The sequence below is a fragment of the Sphingomonas sp. NPDC079357 genome (assembly GCF_044901155.1).
Classification (GTDB): Bacteria; Pseudomonadota; Alphaproteobacteria; order Sphingomonadales; family Sphingomonadaceae; genus Sphingomonas.
The window spans coordinates 112,078-128,436 of sequence record NZ_JBJDOM010000007.1; the positions used below are offsets into that span (position 1 = coordinate 112,078).

Annotated in this window: 14 protein-coding genes and 1 pseudogene; 13 read left to right on the forward strand and 2 right to left on the reverse strand. The window is 66.6% G+C overall.

The window, feature by feature from the left end; translation table 11 throughout:
- The first annotated feature begins 1 nt into the window (after position 1).
- The 4 genes and pseudogenes from ACI2JO_RS17120 to ACI2JO_RS17135 form a co-directional block, all read left to right on the forward strand.
- On the forward strand, positions 2-1,057 hold the full coding sequence (locus ACI2JO_RS17120) for a ParB/RepB/Spo0J family partition protein (RefSeq protein WP_404721819.1): 1,056 nt from the start codon (positions 2-4) through the stop codon (positions 1,055-1,057).
- Positions 1,058-1,133: 76 nt separating this feature from the next.
- Positions 1,134-2,315, forward strand: coding sequence for a replication initiator protein A (locus ACI2JO_RS17125; protein ID WP_404721820.1), 1,182 nt, complete (start codon positions 1,134-1,136; stop codon positions 2,313-2,315).
- Between the two features lie 787 nt (positions 2,316-3,102).
- Positions 3,103-3,690 (forward strand): POTRA domain-containing protein, encoded by a 588-nt coding sequence (locus tag ACI2JO_RS17130; RefSeq protein WP_404721821.1) that lies wholly within the window; start codon positions 3,103-3,105, stop codon positions 3,688-3,690.
- A 76-nt stretch (positions 3,691-3,766) separates the two neighbouring features.
- Positions 3,767-4,141: pseudogene (locus ACI2JO_RS17135) on the forward strand (MBG domain-containing protein); the annotation flags it as partial.
- A gap of 142 nt (positions 4,142-4,283) precedes the next feature.
- On the opposite strand, the gene ACI2JO_RS17140 reads toward ACI2JO_RS17135, so the two are convergent.
- Positions 4,284-5,492, reverse strand: coding sequence for a type II toxin-antitoxin system HipA family toxin (locus tag ACI2JO_RS17140; protein WP_404721822.1), 1,209 nt, complete (start codon positions 5,490-5,492; stop codon positions 4,284-4,286).
- On the reverse strand, positions 5,485-6,105 hold the full coding sequence (locus ACI2JO_RS17145; RefSeq protein WP_404721823.1) for a helix-turn-helix domain-containing protein: 621 nt from the start codon (positions 6,103-6,105) through the stop codon (positions 5,485-5,487). The genes ACI2JO_RS17140 and ACI2JO_RS17145 overlap by 8 nt, the downstream gene beginning before the upstream one ends.
- A gap of 189 nt (positions 6,106-6,294) precedes the next feature.
- On the opposite strand from ACI2JO_RS17145, the gene ACI2JO_RS17150 reads away from it, so the two are divergent.
- The 9 genes from ACI2JO_RS17150 (at position 6,295) to ACI2JO_RS17190 (ending at position 16,298) form a co-directional block, all read left to right on the forward strand.
- Positions 6,295-8,226 (forward strand): BCCT family transporter, encoded by a 1,932-nt coding sequence (locus ACI2JO_RS17150; protein ID WP_404721824.1) that lies wholly within the window; start codon positions 6,295-6,297, stop codon positions 8,224-8,226.
- 203 nt (positions 8,227-8,429) lie between these two features.
- Positions 8,430-11,261 carry a monovalent cation/H+ antiporter subunit A gene (locus tag ACI2JO_RS17155; RefSeq protein ID WP_404721825.1) on the forward strand — a complete coding sequence of 944 codons (2,832 nt, stop codon included), beginning with the start codon at positions 8,430-8,432 and terminating at the stop codon, positions 11,259-11,261.
- The gene (locus ACI2JO_RS17160; RefSeq protein ID WP_404721826.1) at positions 11,258-11,611 is read left to right on the forward strand and encodes a Na+/H+ antiporter subunit C; all 354 of its coding nucleotides are present in this window, start codon (positions 11,258-11,260) and stop codon (positions 11,609-11,611) included. Before ACI2JO_RS17155 ends, ACI2JO_RS17160 begins: the two co-directional genes overlap by 4 nt.
- Positions 11,608-13,131, forward strand: a complete 1,524-nt coding sequence (locus tag ACI2JO_RS17165) for a monovalent cation/H+ antiporter subunit D (protein ID WP_404721827.1) — start codon at positions 11,608-11,610, stop codon at positions 13,129-13,131. The genes ACI2JO_RS17160 and ACI2JO_RS17165 overlap by 4 nt, the downstream gene beginning before the upstream one ends.
- The gene (locus tag ACI2JO_RS17170; RefSeq protein WP_404721828.1) at positions 13,128-13,616 is read left to right on the forward strand and encodes a Na+/H+ antiporter subunit E; all 489 of its coding nucleotides are present in this window, start codon (positions 13,128-13,130) and stop codon (positions 13,614-13,616) included. Before ACI2JO_RS17165 ends, ACI2JO_RS17170 begins: the two co-directional genes overlap by 4 nt.
- Positions 13,613-13,882, forward strand: coding sequence for a K+/H+ antiporter subunit F (locus tag ACI2JO_RS17175; RefSeq protein WP_404721829.1), 270 nt, complete (start codon positions 13,613-13,615; stop codon positions 13,880-13,882). Before ACI2JO_RS17170 ends, ACI2JO_RS17175 begins: the two co-directional genes overlap by 4 nt.
- Positions 13,879-14,292, forward strand: a complete 414-nt coding sequence (locus tag ACI2JO_RS17180; protein WP_404721830.1) for a Na+/H+ antiporter subunit G — start codon at positions 13,879-13,881, stop codon at positions 14,290-14,292. The genes ACI2JO_RS17175 and ACI2JO_RS17180 overlap by 4 nt, the downstream gene beginning before the upstream one ends.
- 9 nt (positions 14,293-14,301) lie before the next feature.
- Positions 14,302-15,345, forward strand: a complete 1,044-nt coding sequence (locus ACI2JO_RS17185; protein ID WP_404721831.1) for a potassium channel family protein — start codon at positions 14,302-14,304, stop codon at positions 15,343-15,345.
- A gap of 137 nt (positions 15,346-15,482) precedes the next feature.
- Entirely contained in the window at positions 15,483-16,298 is an 816-nt protein-coding gene (locus tag ACI2JO_RS17190) for an IclR family transcriptional regulator (protein WP_404721852.1), read from the forward strand.
- Positions 16,299-16,359: the final 61 nt, after the last annotated feature.

Sequence of the window (16,359 nt, forward strand, 5' to 3'; positions counted from 1 at the left end):
CATGGCGCGTAAACAGTCGGATTATCTCGCGGCGCTGCTTGCCGATGCGGAAGACGAGGGGACGAGTCCCCCCTCCCCCGCCCCGGCGCGCGAGCCGGCGCACGAGCGTGCGCGCGCGACGACATTGCTGGGACGCGAGTCCGCCCTGGCGCGCGTGGCCAATGGCGAGGTGCGTCAGGTCACGCAGCTATTGCTCGATCCGGCGCGGGTACGGATCTGGCCCGGCAATGCACGCAACTACGCGCATCTCACCGAGGAAAATTGCCGCGAGCTGATCGACTCGATCATCGCCGAGGGTGGGCAGAAGGTGCCCGCGGTCGTGCGTCGGATCGAGGGCGATCCCGCCTGCGATTACGAGGTGATCGCGGGCACACGGCGGCATTGGTCCATCAGCTGGCTGCGCGCGCATAGCTATCCCGACATGCAGTTCGTCGCGCAGGTCGCCAGCCTCGATGACGAGGCGGCGTTCCGGCTGGCGGATCTGGAGAATCGCGCGCGAGCCGACGTTTCCGATCTGGAGCGTGCGCGCAATTATCTGGACGCGCTGAAGACGCATTATGGCAACCACCAGACGCGGATGGCCGAGCGGCTGAAGCTCTCCAAGGGCTGGCTGTCCAAAATGCTGAAGGTGGCGACGATCCCGGATGCGGTGATCGCCGCCTTCGCCTCGCCGTCCGACGTGCAGTTGAAGCCGGCCTATGCGCTGGCGCAGGCGCTGGACGATCGCGAGACAGCGAAGGCGATCACGGGTGTCGCGCGCCAGATCGCGAAGGAACAGGTCGAGCGGCGCGAGGCGGGGGACCTCCCCTACCCTGCCGCCGATGTACTTCGCCGCCTGCTCGATGCGCCGAAGATGCTGGCGGGCGAGGAGAAGGCCGAGCCTTATCGCTATGCCACGCGCTACGGACGCACCGCGTTGACCGTTATGTCGGCGAACCGGCAGGGGGTGACGATCCGGCTTCACGCGGGATCGGGTGCCGACACCGAGGAACTGGTAGCGGCATTGCGCGACGCGCTGGCGCATCTGGATGCGAGCGGGAAGGGGCTCCAGCGTTGATGTTTCCCCGGGGAAACAGCCGTCGATCCCAGGCACCGTGTCACCTGTCGCGAGCGTTTCCCCGGGGAAACATCGCGTGAGCCGGCCGCGTCGCGACACGGGCTCCGAGCAGATCGATCTGTTTCTCCCCTATCTCGCCGATCTGCCGCTGCGCGATCAGCGTGAGATGATGGAGCGGCCGTTCTTCAGCCTCGCCAAGTCGAAGCGGGTCAAACCGATCGACTATCGCTCCCCGGACGGCAAGCTGTGGGTCCATGTCTCCGCCAATCCTGATTACGGGATGGCGACGATCTGGGATGCCGACATCCTGATCTACTGCGCGTCGATGCTCGCCGACATGGCGCGGCGTGGCGTCAATGACGTGCCGCGGAAGCTGCACCTGATGCCCTATGACCTGCTGCGCGCGATCGGGCGCCAGCCGACGGGGCGCGCCTACGAACTGCTCGGACAGGCACTCGACCGGCTGGTGTCGACAACCGTCAAGACCAACATTCGCGCCGAGAACCGCCGCGAGGCGACGTTCAGCTGGCTGGACGGCTGGACGCAATTGGTCGACGAAAAGACCGAGCGCTCGCGCGGGATGACGATCGAGCTGTCGAACTGGTTCTGGGAAGGCGTGATGATGACCGGCGGGGTGCTGTCGATCGACCGCGCCTATTTCGACATCACCGGTGGGCGGGAGCGCTGGCTCTACAAGGTCGCGCGCAAACATGCCGGAGGCGCGGGCGAGAACGGCTTTGCGATTTCGATGCCGACGTTGTTTGAAAAGTCGGGCGCGGAGGGGCAATATCGCCGCTTCAAGTTCGAGATCGCCAGGATCGCCGAACGCGATGAGCTGCCCGGCTATGCGCTGATAATCGAGCAACCCGAGGGCAAGCGTGAACCGCACCTGCGGATGCGCCGCCGGGCCGAGGGCGAGGTAAAGACGACGACTATCGGCTCCGTTGCCAAGGCTGTCCCGACTGAAACTCCTGCTCCCGCCCCTGCCCCATTGCCCGATCTACCGGCTATCGACGCCGCGGCGCTGATCCGTCGCAGCGTCAAGAGCCTGTCGGGTCGCGCGACGTTCGGTGATCTCACCGATGCGACGCTGGCGACGCTACGCGCAGAATGTCCCGGCTGGGACTATCAGACGCTCCACGCCGATTTTCGCGCGTGGATCGAAGCTGATCCGGCCCGGACGCCGGTCAGCTACCAGAGTGCCTTCATCGGATACGTCCGGCGCTTCGACGCGAAGAACCGTCACACGCTGCGATAGGGCAGGGGGTACTCCCTCGGCCATCTTCCGGACCGCTTGGCGTTCCCGATGTATCGGGCTTCACCGATCGTGCATCGCCAGCGCTGGTGAAACGCGCACCAGCTTCAATGAATTTGAACGTCCCTCGTCGTGCCTGGAGCCGAAGTGATTCAATCGCTGGGCTGAGATGCGCGTCCTAGCCAGCGTCTCGATACTCCGGGAACGGCGAACGATACTTTCGGAACGATCAGACGGTACAACAGGAACGCAGGCATCGATCCTTCAGGAACGGTGCGACGATATTTCAAGAACGCGGCATTGGGCGCGAATCGTGCTTTTGGGCGGGATTGCACCGGCGTGAACCGGGCTTAACCTCTTAACTCTCGTATAAACCCTCTAACACAGAGGAGATATATTCTTGAGAGCTTGAAGATATTGCGCTGGGCTCAGCCGTGCCGTTGCGAACCACAACCGCACCGACGAATGGCCACGCTCGCTTGCCTCCGGCCGCGAGGCCAGCGGCTACGCGATGGCGGGCCATAGAATATTCGTCCGTCTAAATCAAAGTCTTCTAGGGACTCGTTTCAGATTACTGAAAGCTACCTCCGTTCATTACAAATGATGTTACAAGATGTAATGGCCAAAAAGCGCGTAATTTAACTACCGGCTGCGACGGATATTGAACGGCCGAGCTGCTGTAGGGCGGCGTGGCTTCCGGCGGCAGGGGGAGCATTTGCGCGATAGGATTGGACAGCAGCCGGCGGGAACCTTGCGTTCCTGGGCGCCACATCTGGCGTGCTCGGTAATCTTGACGGGCATTGCCATCCCGGCGCTCGCGCAGACCGCGAGCCAGATCACGCCGCCCACCTTCGCTCCACCGTTGCCGACCGCGCGAGCGCCCGTTTCCATTCCGGGCGATAGCGAGACGGCCGCCCCCGCCGGCGTCGACCAGCTTGAGGTAACCCTGACCGGACTGATCGTCGAGGGCACCGACATCGATTCAGCGGCGCTGGCGCGGTGGCGCGCGCAATTGGTTGGAAAGCCGATCAAGGTGGCCGACATTTTCGCCGCCGCCCGCGCGATCGAGGCCGAGTATGCGCGGGCCGGGCACGTGCTGACACGCGTGGTGGTGCCGGCGCAGACCCTGGACGGCGCGAAGCTGCGGCTGGTGGTGGTCGAGGGAGCGATCGAACGGATCGACGATGAGACGCTGCCGGACGGGGTGCGTGGGCGCGTCCACGCGATCCTTGCGCCGCTGATCGGTGACCGGAGCGTCACGGCGGCGCAGATCGAACGGCGGGTGCTGCTGGCTGGCGATACGCCCGGGATCGCGCTGCGCTGGAACCGGCGCGACCGATGCCAGCCATGTCGGCCGCTACCCGATCACTTAGGGTAGTCTGTCCGCCGGGATCAACTATGCGCTGACCTTTACCGGCGCCGAACTGACCGTGGTACCCCGCGCGCTGACCGACGTGGCCGATGGCTGGGGCCGGCTGTATGGCGACCAGAACCCGACGCTGACCTATCGGATCACGGAAGGGTATCTCGCGCCCGGCGACCGCCTGACCGGTGCGCAGATGACCACCGCCACCGCCGCCAGCAACGTCGGGAGTTATTCCATCACGCAGGGCACGCTGGGGGCGAGCAGTGATTATGCGATGCGCTTCACCGGCGACGCGCTCTTCGTCCACGAACGCGCGCTGCGGATTACCGCCGATGCGCTACATCGCTATTACGGCGACGCCAATCCGACGCTGACCTATACGATCGGCGGCGCCGGGCTGGCGGCGAACGACACTTTGGTCGGCGCCCTGACGAGCGTGGCGACCGCCCGGAGCGACGTCGGGCAATATCCGGTTGCTGACGCTGTTCGTGTTGCCGATGCTGTCTGTTCTGTTCGGGCAGCGGGCGGGGCAGGGGGACGCGACCACGGCGGGAGGAGCGTCTTGAAGGGGCGTGGGCTGCCGGGGTCGACGCCGCCCGCGCGTTTCACACCGCCAGCCCGCGACGATGCTGGTCGATCGCCTCGACCAGTCGATCCGAAAGCGGCAGATGTCGCTTCTCTGCCGCCCACACGGCGTCAAATTGCTCGACGGTCTCGCGCGCTGCCCGGAGCACCGGGGTGACGGCGATGCGGGCCTTGTCGGCGAGGTGGATCAGTGTTTCCGCGTTGAAGTCGCTCCATTCCCTGGATCGCCGGAACCTGAGCGCCGCTTGCTCGCCCGGCAGATAGGCGACGGTGGATAAAAGATCGTAGGCCGGCGACAGGATCGGGTGCCTGCCGTCAGGATAGATCAGCGACCAGTTCTTGAGGTGCATGTCGCCATTGCCGACCAGAACGCAGAAGGTCAGTCGGCGGATGAACTGGTCGACGCTCTGGTCGTCGGTGGCGTCGGCCAGCACCGCTAGGATGTTGCGGTAGCTGGCCTTTTCGTATTTGTCGTCGGGATAGACGCCGAACACCTGGGCGAAATCCTCGATATGCACCCGTCCATCGGCGCCGCGATCGAACCGGCGGATCGCGAATGCGCTGGTGCCGAGTTGTTCGACGCCGGGCGGGAGGCCATCGACGCTGTCGAGCGGGAGCAGCTCGACCTCGGGAACGTCGATGCCGACCCGTCCGGCCAGCGTCATGATCGAATATTCGTTTTCCGGAACATTGGCGAAGCTGGTCGAAGGTAGCTTGACGATCCACTGACCGCCTTCGCCGCTGACCGCGATCGTCAGGCCGCCCTTCTTGCCCTGGTTCTTGAGCGCAGAGAATTTGAGCTGCACGCCGGCCAGCGAGACGCGGAAGCGCGCCGGGATCGCCGCCGCCACTTCCGACACCTCGGTGAGGTTCTCCGGCGCGACATCAGCCGGGACCGCGCGAACCGCGCCCGGCAGGTCGCTGCCAAGCGCGGCGAGAAGCTGGAACTCGCGCACCGACTTCACCCCGACACGCCGCGCAAGATAGTCCTTCAGCGCGCCTTCTGGCAGCAGGTTGGCGAAGAACGGCTCAAGCCGCGCGCGATGCGCGCGCGGCTCGTCGATCAGCGCTCCATAAGCATCGCGATACCGCAGGCTGAGGGTCGGCCGCTGCGGGTCGGCGGCATAATCCCCGGCGAAGCTGAAGATGGTGCGATCACCGTCGAGCGCGACGATGGTGCCGACCTTGCGATCGGCCAGATGAATGTCGAGCGCCCGTGTCTCAGTCATCATCGTCCCCGTCGTCGAGCTGGTAGGCGTGCCGCGCGGATTGCGGCGGCGCCGACGATCGTTCGTGAAACCGCGCGTTGCGCAATGCCCGCAGCCTTAGGTTCGCCTGTTCGAGCCAGCGTGTCAGACCGGCGGGGTCGACGCCGCCCGCGACGAGCCTTTGCCGCAAATCCTCGATCGGTGCGGCCGCGTGCTCCAGCGCCTTCACGGTCTCAACATCGTAGGGAAGCAGCTTCAGCGCCTTGATCGCGGGCAGCAGCGTCTGCGCGGCGGCAAGATCGGGGTAGGCGGCGCCGACCGCCTCCAGCGTCCGCTCCTGTCGCGCGAGTATCGACAATGCGCGGCTTTCGACACTGTCGCTTGCGAGCGCCCGCACCGCGCCCTCGATCGTTGGCACTGCCTGGCGGGGCAGCAACTGGACGTCGAGGTCGAGCGCGCGTGCAAGTTCGACCAGGCTGGACAGACGGATGTCGACCCGGCCTTGCTCGATCTTCGAGATATGCGCCTGCGGCACGCCGGTGCGCTCGGCAAGGGCGCGTTGGCTGAGGCCCTTGCGCGTGCGTGCCTGGAGCAGCTTTCGTCCGAATTCCTCGAGCGCGATGTCGTTCTGCATATCAAACGTTCCTCGTGACATGTAGATATGCATCAAACTTGGCTTAATCAACGATCGAAGCGCAGAAGCGCATCAAAAATTACCACTGATGTGCCTTACTATATCGGATGAGCGTTGTTTGTTTGAGCGTCACCGTCCCGCCCGCGTTCGGTCGCCATCGTTCTTAACCAGTGATAACCTGCTGATATGATGAAAAGTGAGATCAATCCCCGCGTGTTCTGGGGGGCATCGGGGATCATCGCCCTGTTGCTGGCGACGACATTGGCGATGCCAGGCACCGCCGATGTGGCGTTCAAGGCCGCGCAGAGCTGGGTCATCGACACGTTCGGCTGGTTCTATATTTCGGCGGTCGCGGTGTTTCTGGTCGTGGTGCTGGCGCTCGGTTTCGGCCCGGCGGGCAAGCTGAAACTGGGACCGGACGATGCCGAACCGGACTTCCCCTATCTGTCGTGGCTCGCGATGCTGTTTGCGGCGGGCATGGGCATCGGCCTGATGTATTTCGCCGTCGCCGAGCCGATCCAGCATTATATCTCACCACCCGAAGCGCCGAGCGGGACCATCCTGGCCGCGCGCGAAGCGATGGCGATCACCTTTCACCATTACGGCGTCCATGCATGGGCGATCTATGCGCTGGTCGGGATGAGCCTTGCCTATTTCACCTATCGAAAGGACATGCCGCTGACGCTGCGGTCGGGCCTGTCGCCGATTCTTGGCAAACGCATCAACGGGTCGCTCGGCGACGCGATCGATATCTTCGCGGTGTGCGGCACGGTGTTCGGGGTTTCGACATCGCTGGGCTTCGGCGTGTCGCAGATGACGGCGGGTCTGGCCTATGAATATGGGCTACCCGACACGATCACCACCAAGATCGTGGTGATCGTGCTGGTGATGGGCGCGGCGACGCTGTCGGTGCTGAGCGGCGCCGACCGGGGGATCCGGCGGCTGTCCGAGTTGAACCTGACCGTCGCCATCCTGTTGATGCTGTTCGTGCTCGCGGTCGGGCCGACATTGTTCCTGATGCGCGCGCTGGTGCAGAATTTCGGCCTGTACCTCGATCATTTCGTGAAGCGGACCTTCACGCTCTACGCCTATGAACCGCGTGCCTGGATGGCCGACTGGACGCTGTTCTACTGGGCATGGTGGATCGCATGGTCGCCGTTCGTCGGCATGTTCATCGCCCGCATTTCGCGCGGACGGACGATCCGCGAGTTCGTGATCGGCGTGTTGTTCGTGCCGACCGCCTTCACCTTTTTGTGGATGACGGTGTTCGGCAACACCGCGATCTCGCTCGATCTCGGCGCGGCGAGCGGCGGGATCGCCACGGCGGTACAAGCGAACCTGTCCACCGCGCTGTTCAAATTCCTCGAATATCTGCCCGCCGCGCGCGTCACCGCCACGCTGGCGATCGCGCTCGTCGCGATGTTCTTCGTGACCTCGGCGGACTCGGGTGCACTGGTGATCGACACGCTCGCCTCGGGCGGCGCGGAGGACACGCCTGCCTGGCAACGCATGTATTGGTGCATCCTGTTGGGGGCGACCGCCACGCTGTTGCTGGTGGCCGGCGGCCTCGGCGCGTTGCAGTCGGCAACGCTGCTGGCGGCGCTGCCGTTCTGCTTTATCATGTTGTTGCTGGCGATCGGTCTGATCCGCCAGACCAACGCCGATCTGGCGGGCGTGACGCTGCCCGGCGACGGACCGGGGATGAGCGAGCGGATCAAGCGCCTGCTGGTGCCGCCCCGCCGCGACGACATTGTCGCCCAGCTCCGCGGGCAGGGCGAGCCGGCCTTGCAGTCGGTGCAGGAAGCGATGGAAAAAGAAGGCTGGACGGCAAGCCGCGTGGACAGCGGAGAGGAGGCGGTCGAACTCACCATTCCCGCGGCGAGTGGGCGCACGTTCGTCTATCGCTTGGCACCACGATCGCGCCCGCTGGCAGCCTATACGGCGCTGGACGCACCCGAACGGCGCAGAAGTATCGCCTGGATGCTCGCAGCCCAAACGAACGGCGAAACGGCCTATCGCGATCTCACCGGTTTCACGATCGGCCAGATCGCGGACGATGTATTGACGCAACTGGAGCGCTGGCGGGTGAAGGAGAACAGCGGCGACCCGGGCGGGCGATAGGTCGCCCGGCGGTCCGGGATGGGTTGTGAATCGCTCGCCGCGTGTGCCATGGTCCGCGCGGGTGTTCGCAAACTGGTGCGCGGGCAGGTTCTCACGCTGGTCGGGCCGCCAGCGGCGTGTCCTTGCGCCCGGAGGATCGGCTTGCCCGAGCGAACCCTTTTGTTGCCCCGTCGCCTCGCTGACACCGTAAAGCGGAAGGAGGCATGCCGGTGGCCTTGCTGACGCTGATCGCGCTGCCGTTTGTCGCGGCCATGCTGCTGGCGACGACGCGCCACGCCGGGCGCGGCGTGCATGTGACGATCGCCGGGCTGGGCAGCGCCGGCGGGCTGGCGATACTGTCGTCGCAGGCGGGCGCCGTGCTTCAGGGCGCGACGCCGGCGGTGCGGATCGCGTGGCTGCCCGCGCTGGGGATGGATCTCAGCCTGTGGCTCGACCCGCTGGCGTTGCTGTTTGCCGGGCTGATCCTCGGCATCGGATTGCTCGTCGTCGTCTATGCGCAGGGCTATCTGGGGAAGGAGGAGCCGACCGCGCGCTTCCTGTCGTTCCTGATGCTGTTCCAGGGCGCGATGATCGGGATCGCGCTGTCGAGCAACGTGCTGCTGATGCTGGTGTTCTGGGAGCTGACCAGCCTCGCGTCCTTCCTGCTGATCGGCTTCTGGCGCGATCGTGCCGAGGCGCGGCAGGGCGCGCGGATGGCGCTGACCGTCACGGGGGGCGGGGGGCTTGCGCTGATCGCGGGGATGGTGCTGCTCGGCAAGGCGGCGGGGAGTTACGAGCTGGCGACGATCCTGTCGCGCGCCGATCTGGTGCAGGCCTCCCCGTTGTACCCGGCGATCCTGCTGCTGATCCTGGCGGGTGCGTTCACCAAATCGGCGCAATTTCCGTTCCACTTCTGGTTACCGCACGCGATGGCCGCGCCGACCCCGGTCAGCGCCTACCTCCACTCGGCGACGATGGTGAAGGCGGGCGTGTTCCTGCTCGCGCGGCTGTGGCCGGTGCTGGCGGGGAGCGGGCTGTGGTTCGTGGTGGTCACGACCATCGGCCTGGTGACGATGCTGTTCGGCGCGGCGGTCGCGCTGTTCCGCCACGATCTGAAAGCGATCCTCGCCTATTCGACGATCAGCCAATTGGGGCTGATGGTGATGTTGCTGGGGTTCGGCACCGATGCCGCGGCGACCGCGGCGATCTTCCACATCCTGAACCATGCCGCGTTCAAGGCGGCGCTGTTCATGCACGCCGGGATCGTCGACCATGAAACCGGCACGCGCGATATCCGGCGGCTGAGCGGTCTGGCGGCGGTGATGCCGCTGACCGCGACGCTCGGAATACTGGCAGCGGCGGCGATGGCCGGGCTGCCACCGCTTGGCGGGTTCATCTCCAAGGAGATGATGCTGGAGCAAAGTGCGCAGACCGTCTGGGCCGGGCAGGCGTTGCTGGTGCCGGTGCTGGCGACGATCGCCGCGCTGCTGTCGGCGGCCTATTCGTTGCGCTACGCGGTGTCGCTGCACTTCGGCGAGCGCCGGACCGGCGATGTCGCCGCGCCGCACGATCCGGGGATACTGCTGCTCGGACCGGTGGCGATCCTGGGCGCAGCGGCGCTCATGCTCGGGCTCGTGCCGATGACGCTCGCGGGTCCGCTGGTCGCCGCGGCGCGTGCTGCCGTGACTGGCACCATGAAGCCCGAATTGCATCTGGCGCTATGGCACGGGGTCAATCCGGCCTTGTTGATGAGCCTGGGGGCGGTGGGCGTCGCGATCCTGCTGCTGTGGCGCTTGCCGGCGATCGCGGCGCCGGTCGGCCGGCTGCGTACGCCGGATGCCAAGCGCCTGTTCGACCAGGCCATGGAGGCGGGGGTCGCGGCGCTGCGTCGTCTGTCCGGTGTCATCCACGTCGCCTCGCTGCAACGTTATCTGATGGTGCTGTTCGCCGTCGCGCTGGCGCTGGGAGGAGAGGCCGTGTGGCGGTTCGGCGCCAGTGCGGGGACACGCGCGACGACCCCGGCCTCGCCGGTCGCCATCGTCGCCTGGGCAGCGCTGATCGTGGCGACCGTCGCGGTGCTGGCGGTCGACCGGCGGCGGTATCTGGCGCTCGTCTTCATCAGCGTGATCGGGCTCGTCATGGCGCTGGCGTTCATTCACCTGTCCGCCCCCGATCTCGCGCTGACGCAGATCGCGGTCGAGGTCGTGACGATCCTGCTGATGCTGCTGGCGCTGCACCTGCTGCCCGGCAACCCGCCGCGATTGTCGAGGGCGTCCCGGCGGGTGCGCGACGGCATGATCGCGGCGGCGGGCGGGCTCGGCACCGGCTGGCTCGCCTGGACGATCATGACCCGCCCGGAGCGCGCGGGCGTGTCGCGCTTCCACTGGGACAACAGCTATGCGGGCGGGGGCGGCACCAACGTCGTCAATGTCACTTTGGTCGACTTCCGCGCCTTCGACACGCTGGGTGAAATCACGGTGCTCGGCATCGCCGGTCTGGCGATCTTCGCGTTGCTCGAACCCGCCGCACGCGGCGTGGCGGGCGTCCGCTTGCGCGCGTGGCAGTCGCGCGACCGCTTCTCGCCCGAGCGCCACCCGATGATGTTCGTGATGGCGACGCGGTTGCTGTTGCCGCTGGCGCTGCTGGTCGGTGTCTACATCTTCCTGCGCGGGCACAACCAGCCGGGCGGCGGCTTCATCGCGGCTTTGGTCTTTTCGATCGCGATCCTGCTGCAATATCTCGCGTCCGGCTTCGACTGGACCGACGTCCGGCGGCGGATCGGCGAGCATCAGCTGATCGCCAGCGGCGTGCTGATCGCGGTCGCAACCGGGCTCGGCTCGCTGCTGTTCGGCGCGCCGTTCCTGACCAGCAGCTTCGGTTATTTCCACTTGCCGCTGATCGGCGAGTTCGAGCTGGCGACCGCGATGCTGTTCGACCTCGGCGTCGCCGCGGTGGTGGTGGGCGCGGTGATGATGGCGCTGGCGCAGCTCGCGCATGTCGCGCAGCGCGCCGCCAAGATCGATGGTGCCGAGAACCACGAGGGGGAGGCGGCATGAGCCTCGAATTCCTGGTCGCCTCCGCGATCGCAATGCTGGTAGCGGGCGGCATCTATCTCGCGTTGCGCGGGCGGACCTTTCAGGTCGTGCTGGGGCTGACCTTGCTGTCCTATGCGGTCAACCTGTTCCTGTTCGCAATCGGACGGCTGATCGTCGACCGGCCGCCGCTCTATGCCAAGGACGTGACCGCGCATGCCGATCCGCTGCCACAGGCGCTGGTTCTGACCGCGATCGTCATCACCTTCGGCATGACCGCGCTGACCGTGATCCTGTCGCTGCGCAGCTTCCTGGAGAGCGGATCGGATCAGGTCGACGGGCTGACCGACCGCGACCGTGAGGAGCCGGCGTGACGCTGCTTGACCATCTGCCGATTGCGCCGGTCGTCATCCCGGCGATCAGCGCGCCGGTGACGATGCTGCTGATGCGGCGGCACCGGTCCGTCGCGGTGGCGCTGTCGCTGGGCGGCTGCGTCGCGCTGGCGGTGGCCGCCTGCACGCTGTTCGCGATCGCGCAGGACGGAGCGATCCGCAGCTATGCGCTCGGCGCGTGGCCGGCGCCGTTCGGGATCGTGCTCGTGCTCGACCGGCTCGCGGCGCTGATGCTGGTGCTCGCCGCGCTGCTGGCGACGATCGTGCTGGGCCATGCGCTCGTCACCGGTGCGGACCGGCGCGGCTGGCACTTCCATCCGCTGTTCCACTTTCAGCTGATGGGGCTGAACGGCGCGTTCCTGACCGGCGACCTGTTCAACCTGTTCGTGTTCTTCGAGGTGCTGCTGATCGCCTCCTATGGCCTGATGCTGCACGGGCAGGGCGCGCTGCGGATGAAGGCGGGGGTCGCCTATGTCGTCGTCAATATCGTCGGGTCGGCGCTATTCCTGATCGCGCTCGGGCTGCTCTACGGGCTGACCGCCACGCTCAACATGGCCGATCTGGCGGTGCGGGTCGCGGCGCTCGGCGTGGCGGATCAGGGGCTGGTGCGCGTCGCGGGGCTGCTGCTGATGGTCGTCTTCGCGCTGAAGGCGGCGGTGGTGCCGCTGCATCTGTGGTTGCCGCGCACCTATGCCGCGACGATGCCGGTGGTCGCGGCGTTGTTTGCGATCATGACCAAGGTCGGCGTCTATGCGATGATCCGCACCGTGCCGCTGATCTTCGGCGCGCAGGCGGGGGCGGCGGCGTGGGTGCCCGCGCCGTACCTGCTGCCCGCCGCGATCCTCGGTGCGATCGTCGGGTTCGTCGGGGTGCTGACCGCGCGCGGGATGCGCGAGCAGGCGGCGTTCGCGGTGCTCGCCTCGACCGGGACGCTGTTGATGGCGGTGGCGTCGTGGCGGGAGGCGACGCTCGCCGCCGCGCTTTATTACATGATGCAGGCGGTAGTGGCGGGCGCGGCGCTGTTCCTCGTCGCCGACGTGACGATGCGGCGGCGCGGCCAATATGCCGATGCGATCGTCCCCAGCCCGCGTTTCGCCGGGCAGGACGCCGCCGGGCTGCTGTATCTTGCGGCGGCGATCGGTGCGGTCGGGCTGCCGCCGCTGGCGGGGTTCGTCGGCAAGTTGCTGATCCTCGACGCCAGCTTCGCGACGCCGGGCTGGCCGGCGGTCTGGGCCACGATCCTCGTCACGACGTTGATCGGCGTGATCGGCTTCTCGCGCGGCGGCTCGACGGTGTTCTGGAAGGCGAGCGCCGCCGACGCCGGTGCGGTCGCCTGTCCGGCCCGGTCGCGCGCCGAGTTCATCGCGCCGGCGCTGTTGCTCGCCACACTGGCCGCGCTGACCGTCGCGGCGGGCTGGGTAACGGCGCAGACCCGCGCCACCGCCGCGCAGGTGATGGCGCCCGGGCCTTATGTCACCGCGATCCTGGGAGCGGCGCGATGAAGCACCTGCTCCCGCACCCCGGGCTGTCGGCGATGCTGCTGATCGTCTGGTTGTTGATGGCGAACAGCATCACGGTCGGCGGGGTCGTGCTGGGCGGCGTGTTCGCGCTGATCCTGCCCAAATTCACCCAGCCGTTCTGGCCCGACCGGCCGCGGATGCGCTTCGGGCGGCCTTTCCTCGCCTATCTGGCGATCGTGCTGCTCGACATCGTCGTCGCCAATTTTCAGGTCGCGTGGCTGATCCTGTTCCGGCGCAGCCGCGACCTGCGCGCCCGCTGGCTGGTGGTGCCGATCGACCTGACCACGCCGGAGGCGATCACGATGCTGGCCGGGACGATCAGCCTGACGCCGGGCACCGTCTCCTCGGACGTGTCCGCGGACGGGCGCTTCCTGCTCGTCCACGCGCTTGACGTCGCGGACGAGGCGGCGGAGGTGGGGCGGATCAAGACCCGCTACGAAGCGCGGCTGCAACGGATCTTCGCATGATCGACCTTGCCCTTCACCTCGCGGCGGGTGCGATCGCGCTCGCATTGCTGCTCAACCTGTGGCGGTTGCTGCGCGGCCCGGCGCTGGGCGACCGGATCGTCGCGCTCGACACGATGGTCATCAATGCCATCGCCTTGATCGTGCTGATCGGTATGATCGGTAGCAACGACACCTATTTCGAGGCGGCGTTGCTGCTGGCGATGGTCGGCTTTGTCAGCACCATCGCCTATTGCAAGTTCATCCTGCGCGGGGACATCGTCGAATGAGCGTCATTGCCGACATCGTCGTCGTCGTGCTGCTGCTGTTCGGCGCGGGGTTTGCGCTGATCGGCAGCTGGGGGCTGGTGCGCTTGCCCTCGACCATGGAGCGGCTGCACGGGCCGACCAAGGCGACAACGCTGGGGCTGGGCGCGCTGCTCGTGGCGTCGGTGGTGTATTTCCAGGCGCGACTGGGCGTCTGGACCGCGCACGAGCTGCTGATCTCGCTGTTCCTGTTCATCACCGCGCCGATCTCGGCCAATATGATCGCCAAGGTCCATCTGCACCGTGTCCGGATCGGCGCGATCAGCGAGCCCGACAGCATCGCCGGCCCTCCGCCGCGGCCAAGTGGTGAAGGCGAATGGGCGACGTTCGAGACGCCGCGTCGTGACACGCCGGCCTCAACCGCGAACAGTTGACGTCGCGCGGTGCAAAGCGAGGGCCGCAAACCCGACTATATCCTCTATCGCCGCAGCCGTACGCCGGTGTGGCTGGCGCTGTCATGGCGCGCGCTGGTCGCGCTGGCGCTGATCGGGGTCGCGCTTGCGGTGCACTGGTTCGATCGCGACGGGCTGCGACAGGCGTCTGGCGAGCCGGTGACGTTCGCCGACATCCTGTATTTCACCATGATCACCGTCACGACGGTCGGCTATGGCGACATCGTGCCGGTTACGCAGCAGTCGCGACTGTTCGACACGTTCGTCGTCACCCCGATCCGGTTGTTCGTGTGGCTGATCTTTCTGGGGACCGCCTATGACTTTCTGCTCAGACGCGTCTGGGGGCGCTGGCGTATGTCGGTGATCCAGCGGCAGTTGCGCGATCATGTCGTGATCGCGGGCTTCGGCAACAGCGGGTCGGAGGCCGCCAGCGAGCTGATCCGTCGCGGCGCGCATCCCGATACGATCGTGGTGATCGACGAAAGCGCCGCCGCGCTGCGCCATGCCGAGGCGCTGGACGTCGCGGTGATGGAAGGCAATGCCACCCGCGACGCCGCGTTGAAGGCGGCGCGGCTGGGTACCGCGCGCGCGCTGATCGTCGCGGCCGGGCGGGACGACACCTCGATCCTGATCGTCCTGACCGCGCGCCGGATCGTGCCGACACTGCCGATCAGCGTGGTGATCCGCTCGCTCGACAACGAAGCGATCGCCAAGCAGGCTGGCGCCAATACCGTCATCAACCCGGCGAGCTTTGCCGGACTGCTTCTCGCGGGATCGACGCACGGCATCCATCTGGCCGACTACATGGCGGATCTTGCCGCAACTGACGGACGGGTGTCGCTGCGGGAGCGGTGCGTAACCGCGGCGGAGATCGGCATCCCGCTGCGCGCGATCGACACCGGGCTTGGCCATCGCATCTACCGCAACGGGACGATGATCGGCTTCTGGGAACCGGCGGCCAACCGGCTCGAGGCGGGTGACGTGATCCTGGAGGTCGTACCCGCCCCGGGCCCCGACACCGACGGCCCATCCTGATCCCCTTGCGTTCGCGCGGGCGTGTTCCGGAGGGCCGCTGACCGGCGGAAGTCCCCATTGGCGCTGGCTGTGGATCATAGGATAAGATGGCCCGCGCGGACGAAGCGCGTGCGGCGTTTGAAGGAGAGAAGGTGCTGATGCCCCGTCGTAACGAACCCTCCGATGACGAACCCCTGGCGCCGGCGGCAATCGGGGCGGGCAGCCAGACCTTGATGCGCGGGCTCGACGTACTGGAGGCGCTGGCCGACGAACAGCTCACGGTGGGCGAACTGGCGGAGAAGGTCGGGCTCAACAAGAGTACCACCTATCGGCTCGCCTCGGCACTGACCGACCGTGGCTATCTGGCCGCGACGCCGCGCGCTGGCTACCGGCTGGGGCCGCGGTTGTTGGCGTTGGGATCGGCGGCGCGCGACCAGGTCGATCTCGTCCAGATCGCCCGGCCGATCATCGAGGATCTAGCGGCGCTGACCGAGGACACCGTGCATCTGGGCGTCCTTGACGCCGATCAGGCGTTGTATCTGGACAAGGTGCCGGGGCGGCGACGCGTCGTGGTGTCGAGCCGTGTCGGCGATCGGCATCCGCTGACCTCGACCGGGCTCGGCAAGGCGTTGATGCTCGATCACGATCCCGAATATTGGGCGGCGCGCTTCGACGCCGAGCAGGGTAGCGACCAGCGCCGCTGGAAGACCTGGCGGAAACGGATGGCCGACTATCAAATGCATGGCCGCGCCTACGATCTCGAGGAGAACGAAGATCGGATTCGCTGCATCGCCGCGCCGATCCGCGATGTCCATGACCGGATCGTCGCCGCGATCAGCGTTTCGGGCGCGGCACACTATATGGAGGATGCACGGATGGATGCGCTGAGTGGCGAGGTGCTCGCCGCAGCCGGCCGGATCAGCGTCGCGATCGGGCACAAGCTGACCGGCGCTGCACAACGTCCGAAAAGCTGATTGCCACATAATGGACATCATCCCAAATCCTGAATAAAAGTACTTGCTTGTGGGCTGCGCG

Coding starts and splice junctions, on each gene's coding strand:
- ACI2JO_RS17145 (WP_404721823.1), bottom strand. CDS start 6,105: ATGCAGAACGACATCGCGCTCGAGGAATTCGGACGAAAGCTGCTCCAG.
- ACI2JO_RS17155 (WP_404721825.1), top strand. CDS start 8,430: ATGCCGGTGGCCTTGCTGACGCTGATCGCGCTGCCGTTTGTCGCGGCC.
- ACI2JO_RS17140 (WP_404721822.1), bottom strand. CDS start 5,492: ATGACTGAGACACGGGCGCTCGACATTCATCTGGCCGATCGCAAGGTC.
- ACI2JO_RS17175 (WP_404721829.1), top strand. CDS start 13,613: ATGATCGACCTTGCCCTTCACCTCGCGGCGGGTGCGATCGCGCTCGCA.
- ACI2JO_RS17190 (WP_404721852.1), top strand. CDS start 15,483: ATGCCCCGTCGTAACGAACCCTCCGATGACGAACCCCTGGCGCCGGCG.
- ACI2JO_RS17150 (WP_404721824.1), top strand. CDS start 6,295: ATGAAAAGTGAGATCAATCCCCGCGTGTTCTGGGGGGCATCGGGGATC.
- ACI2JO_RS17180 (WP_404721830.1), top strand. CDS start 13,879: ATGAGCGTCATTGCCGACATCGTCGTCGTCGTGCTGCTGCTGTTCGGC.
- ACI2JO_RS17160 (WP_404721826.1), top strand. CDS start 11,258: ATGAGCCTCGAATTCCTGGTCGCCTCCGCGATCGCAATGCTGGTAGCG.
- ACI2JO_RS17120 (WP_404721819.1), top strand. CDS start 2: ATGGCGCGTAAACAGTCGGATTATCTCGCGGCGCTGCTTGCCGATGCG.
- ACI2JO_RS17170 (WP_404721828.1), top strand. CDS start 13,128: ATGAAGCACCTGCTCCCGCACCCCGGGCTGTCGGCGATGCTGCTGATC.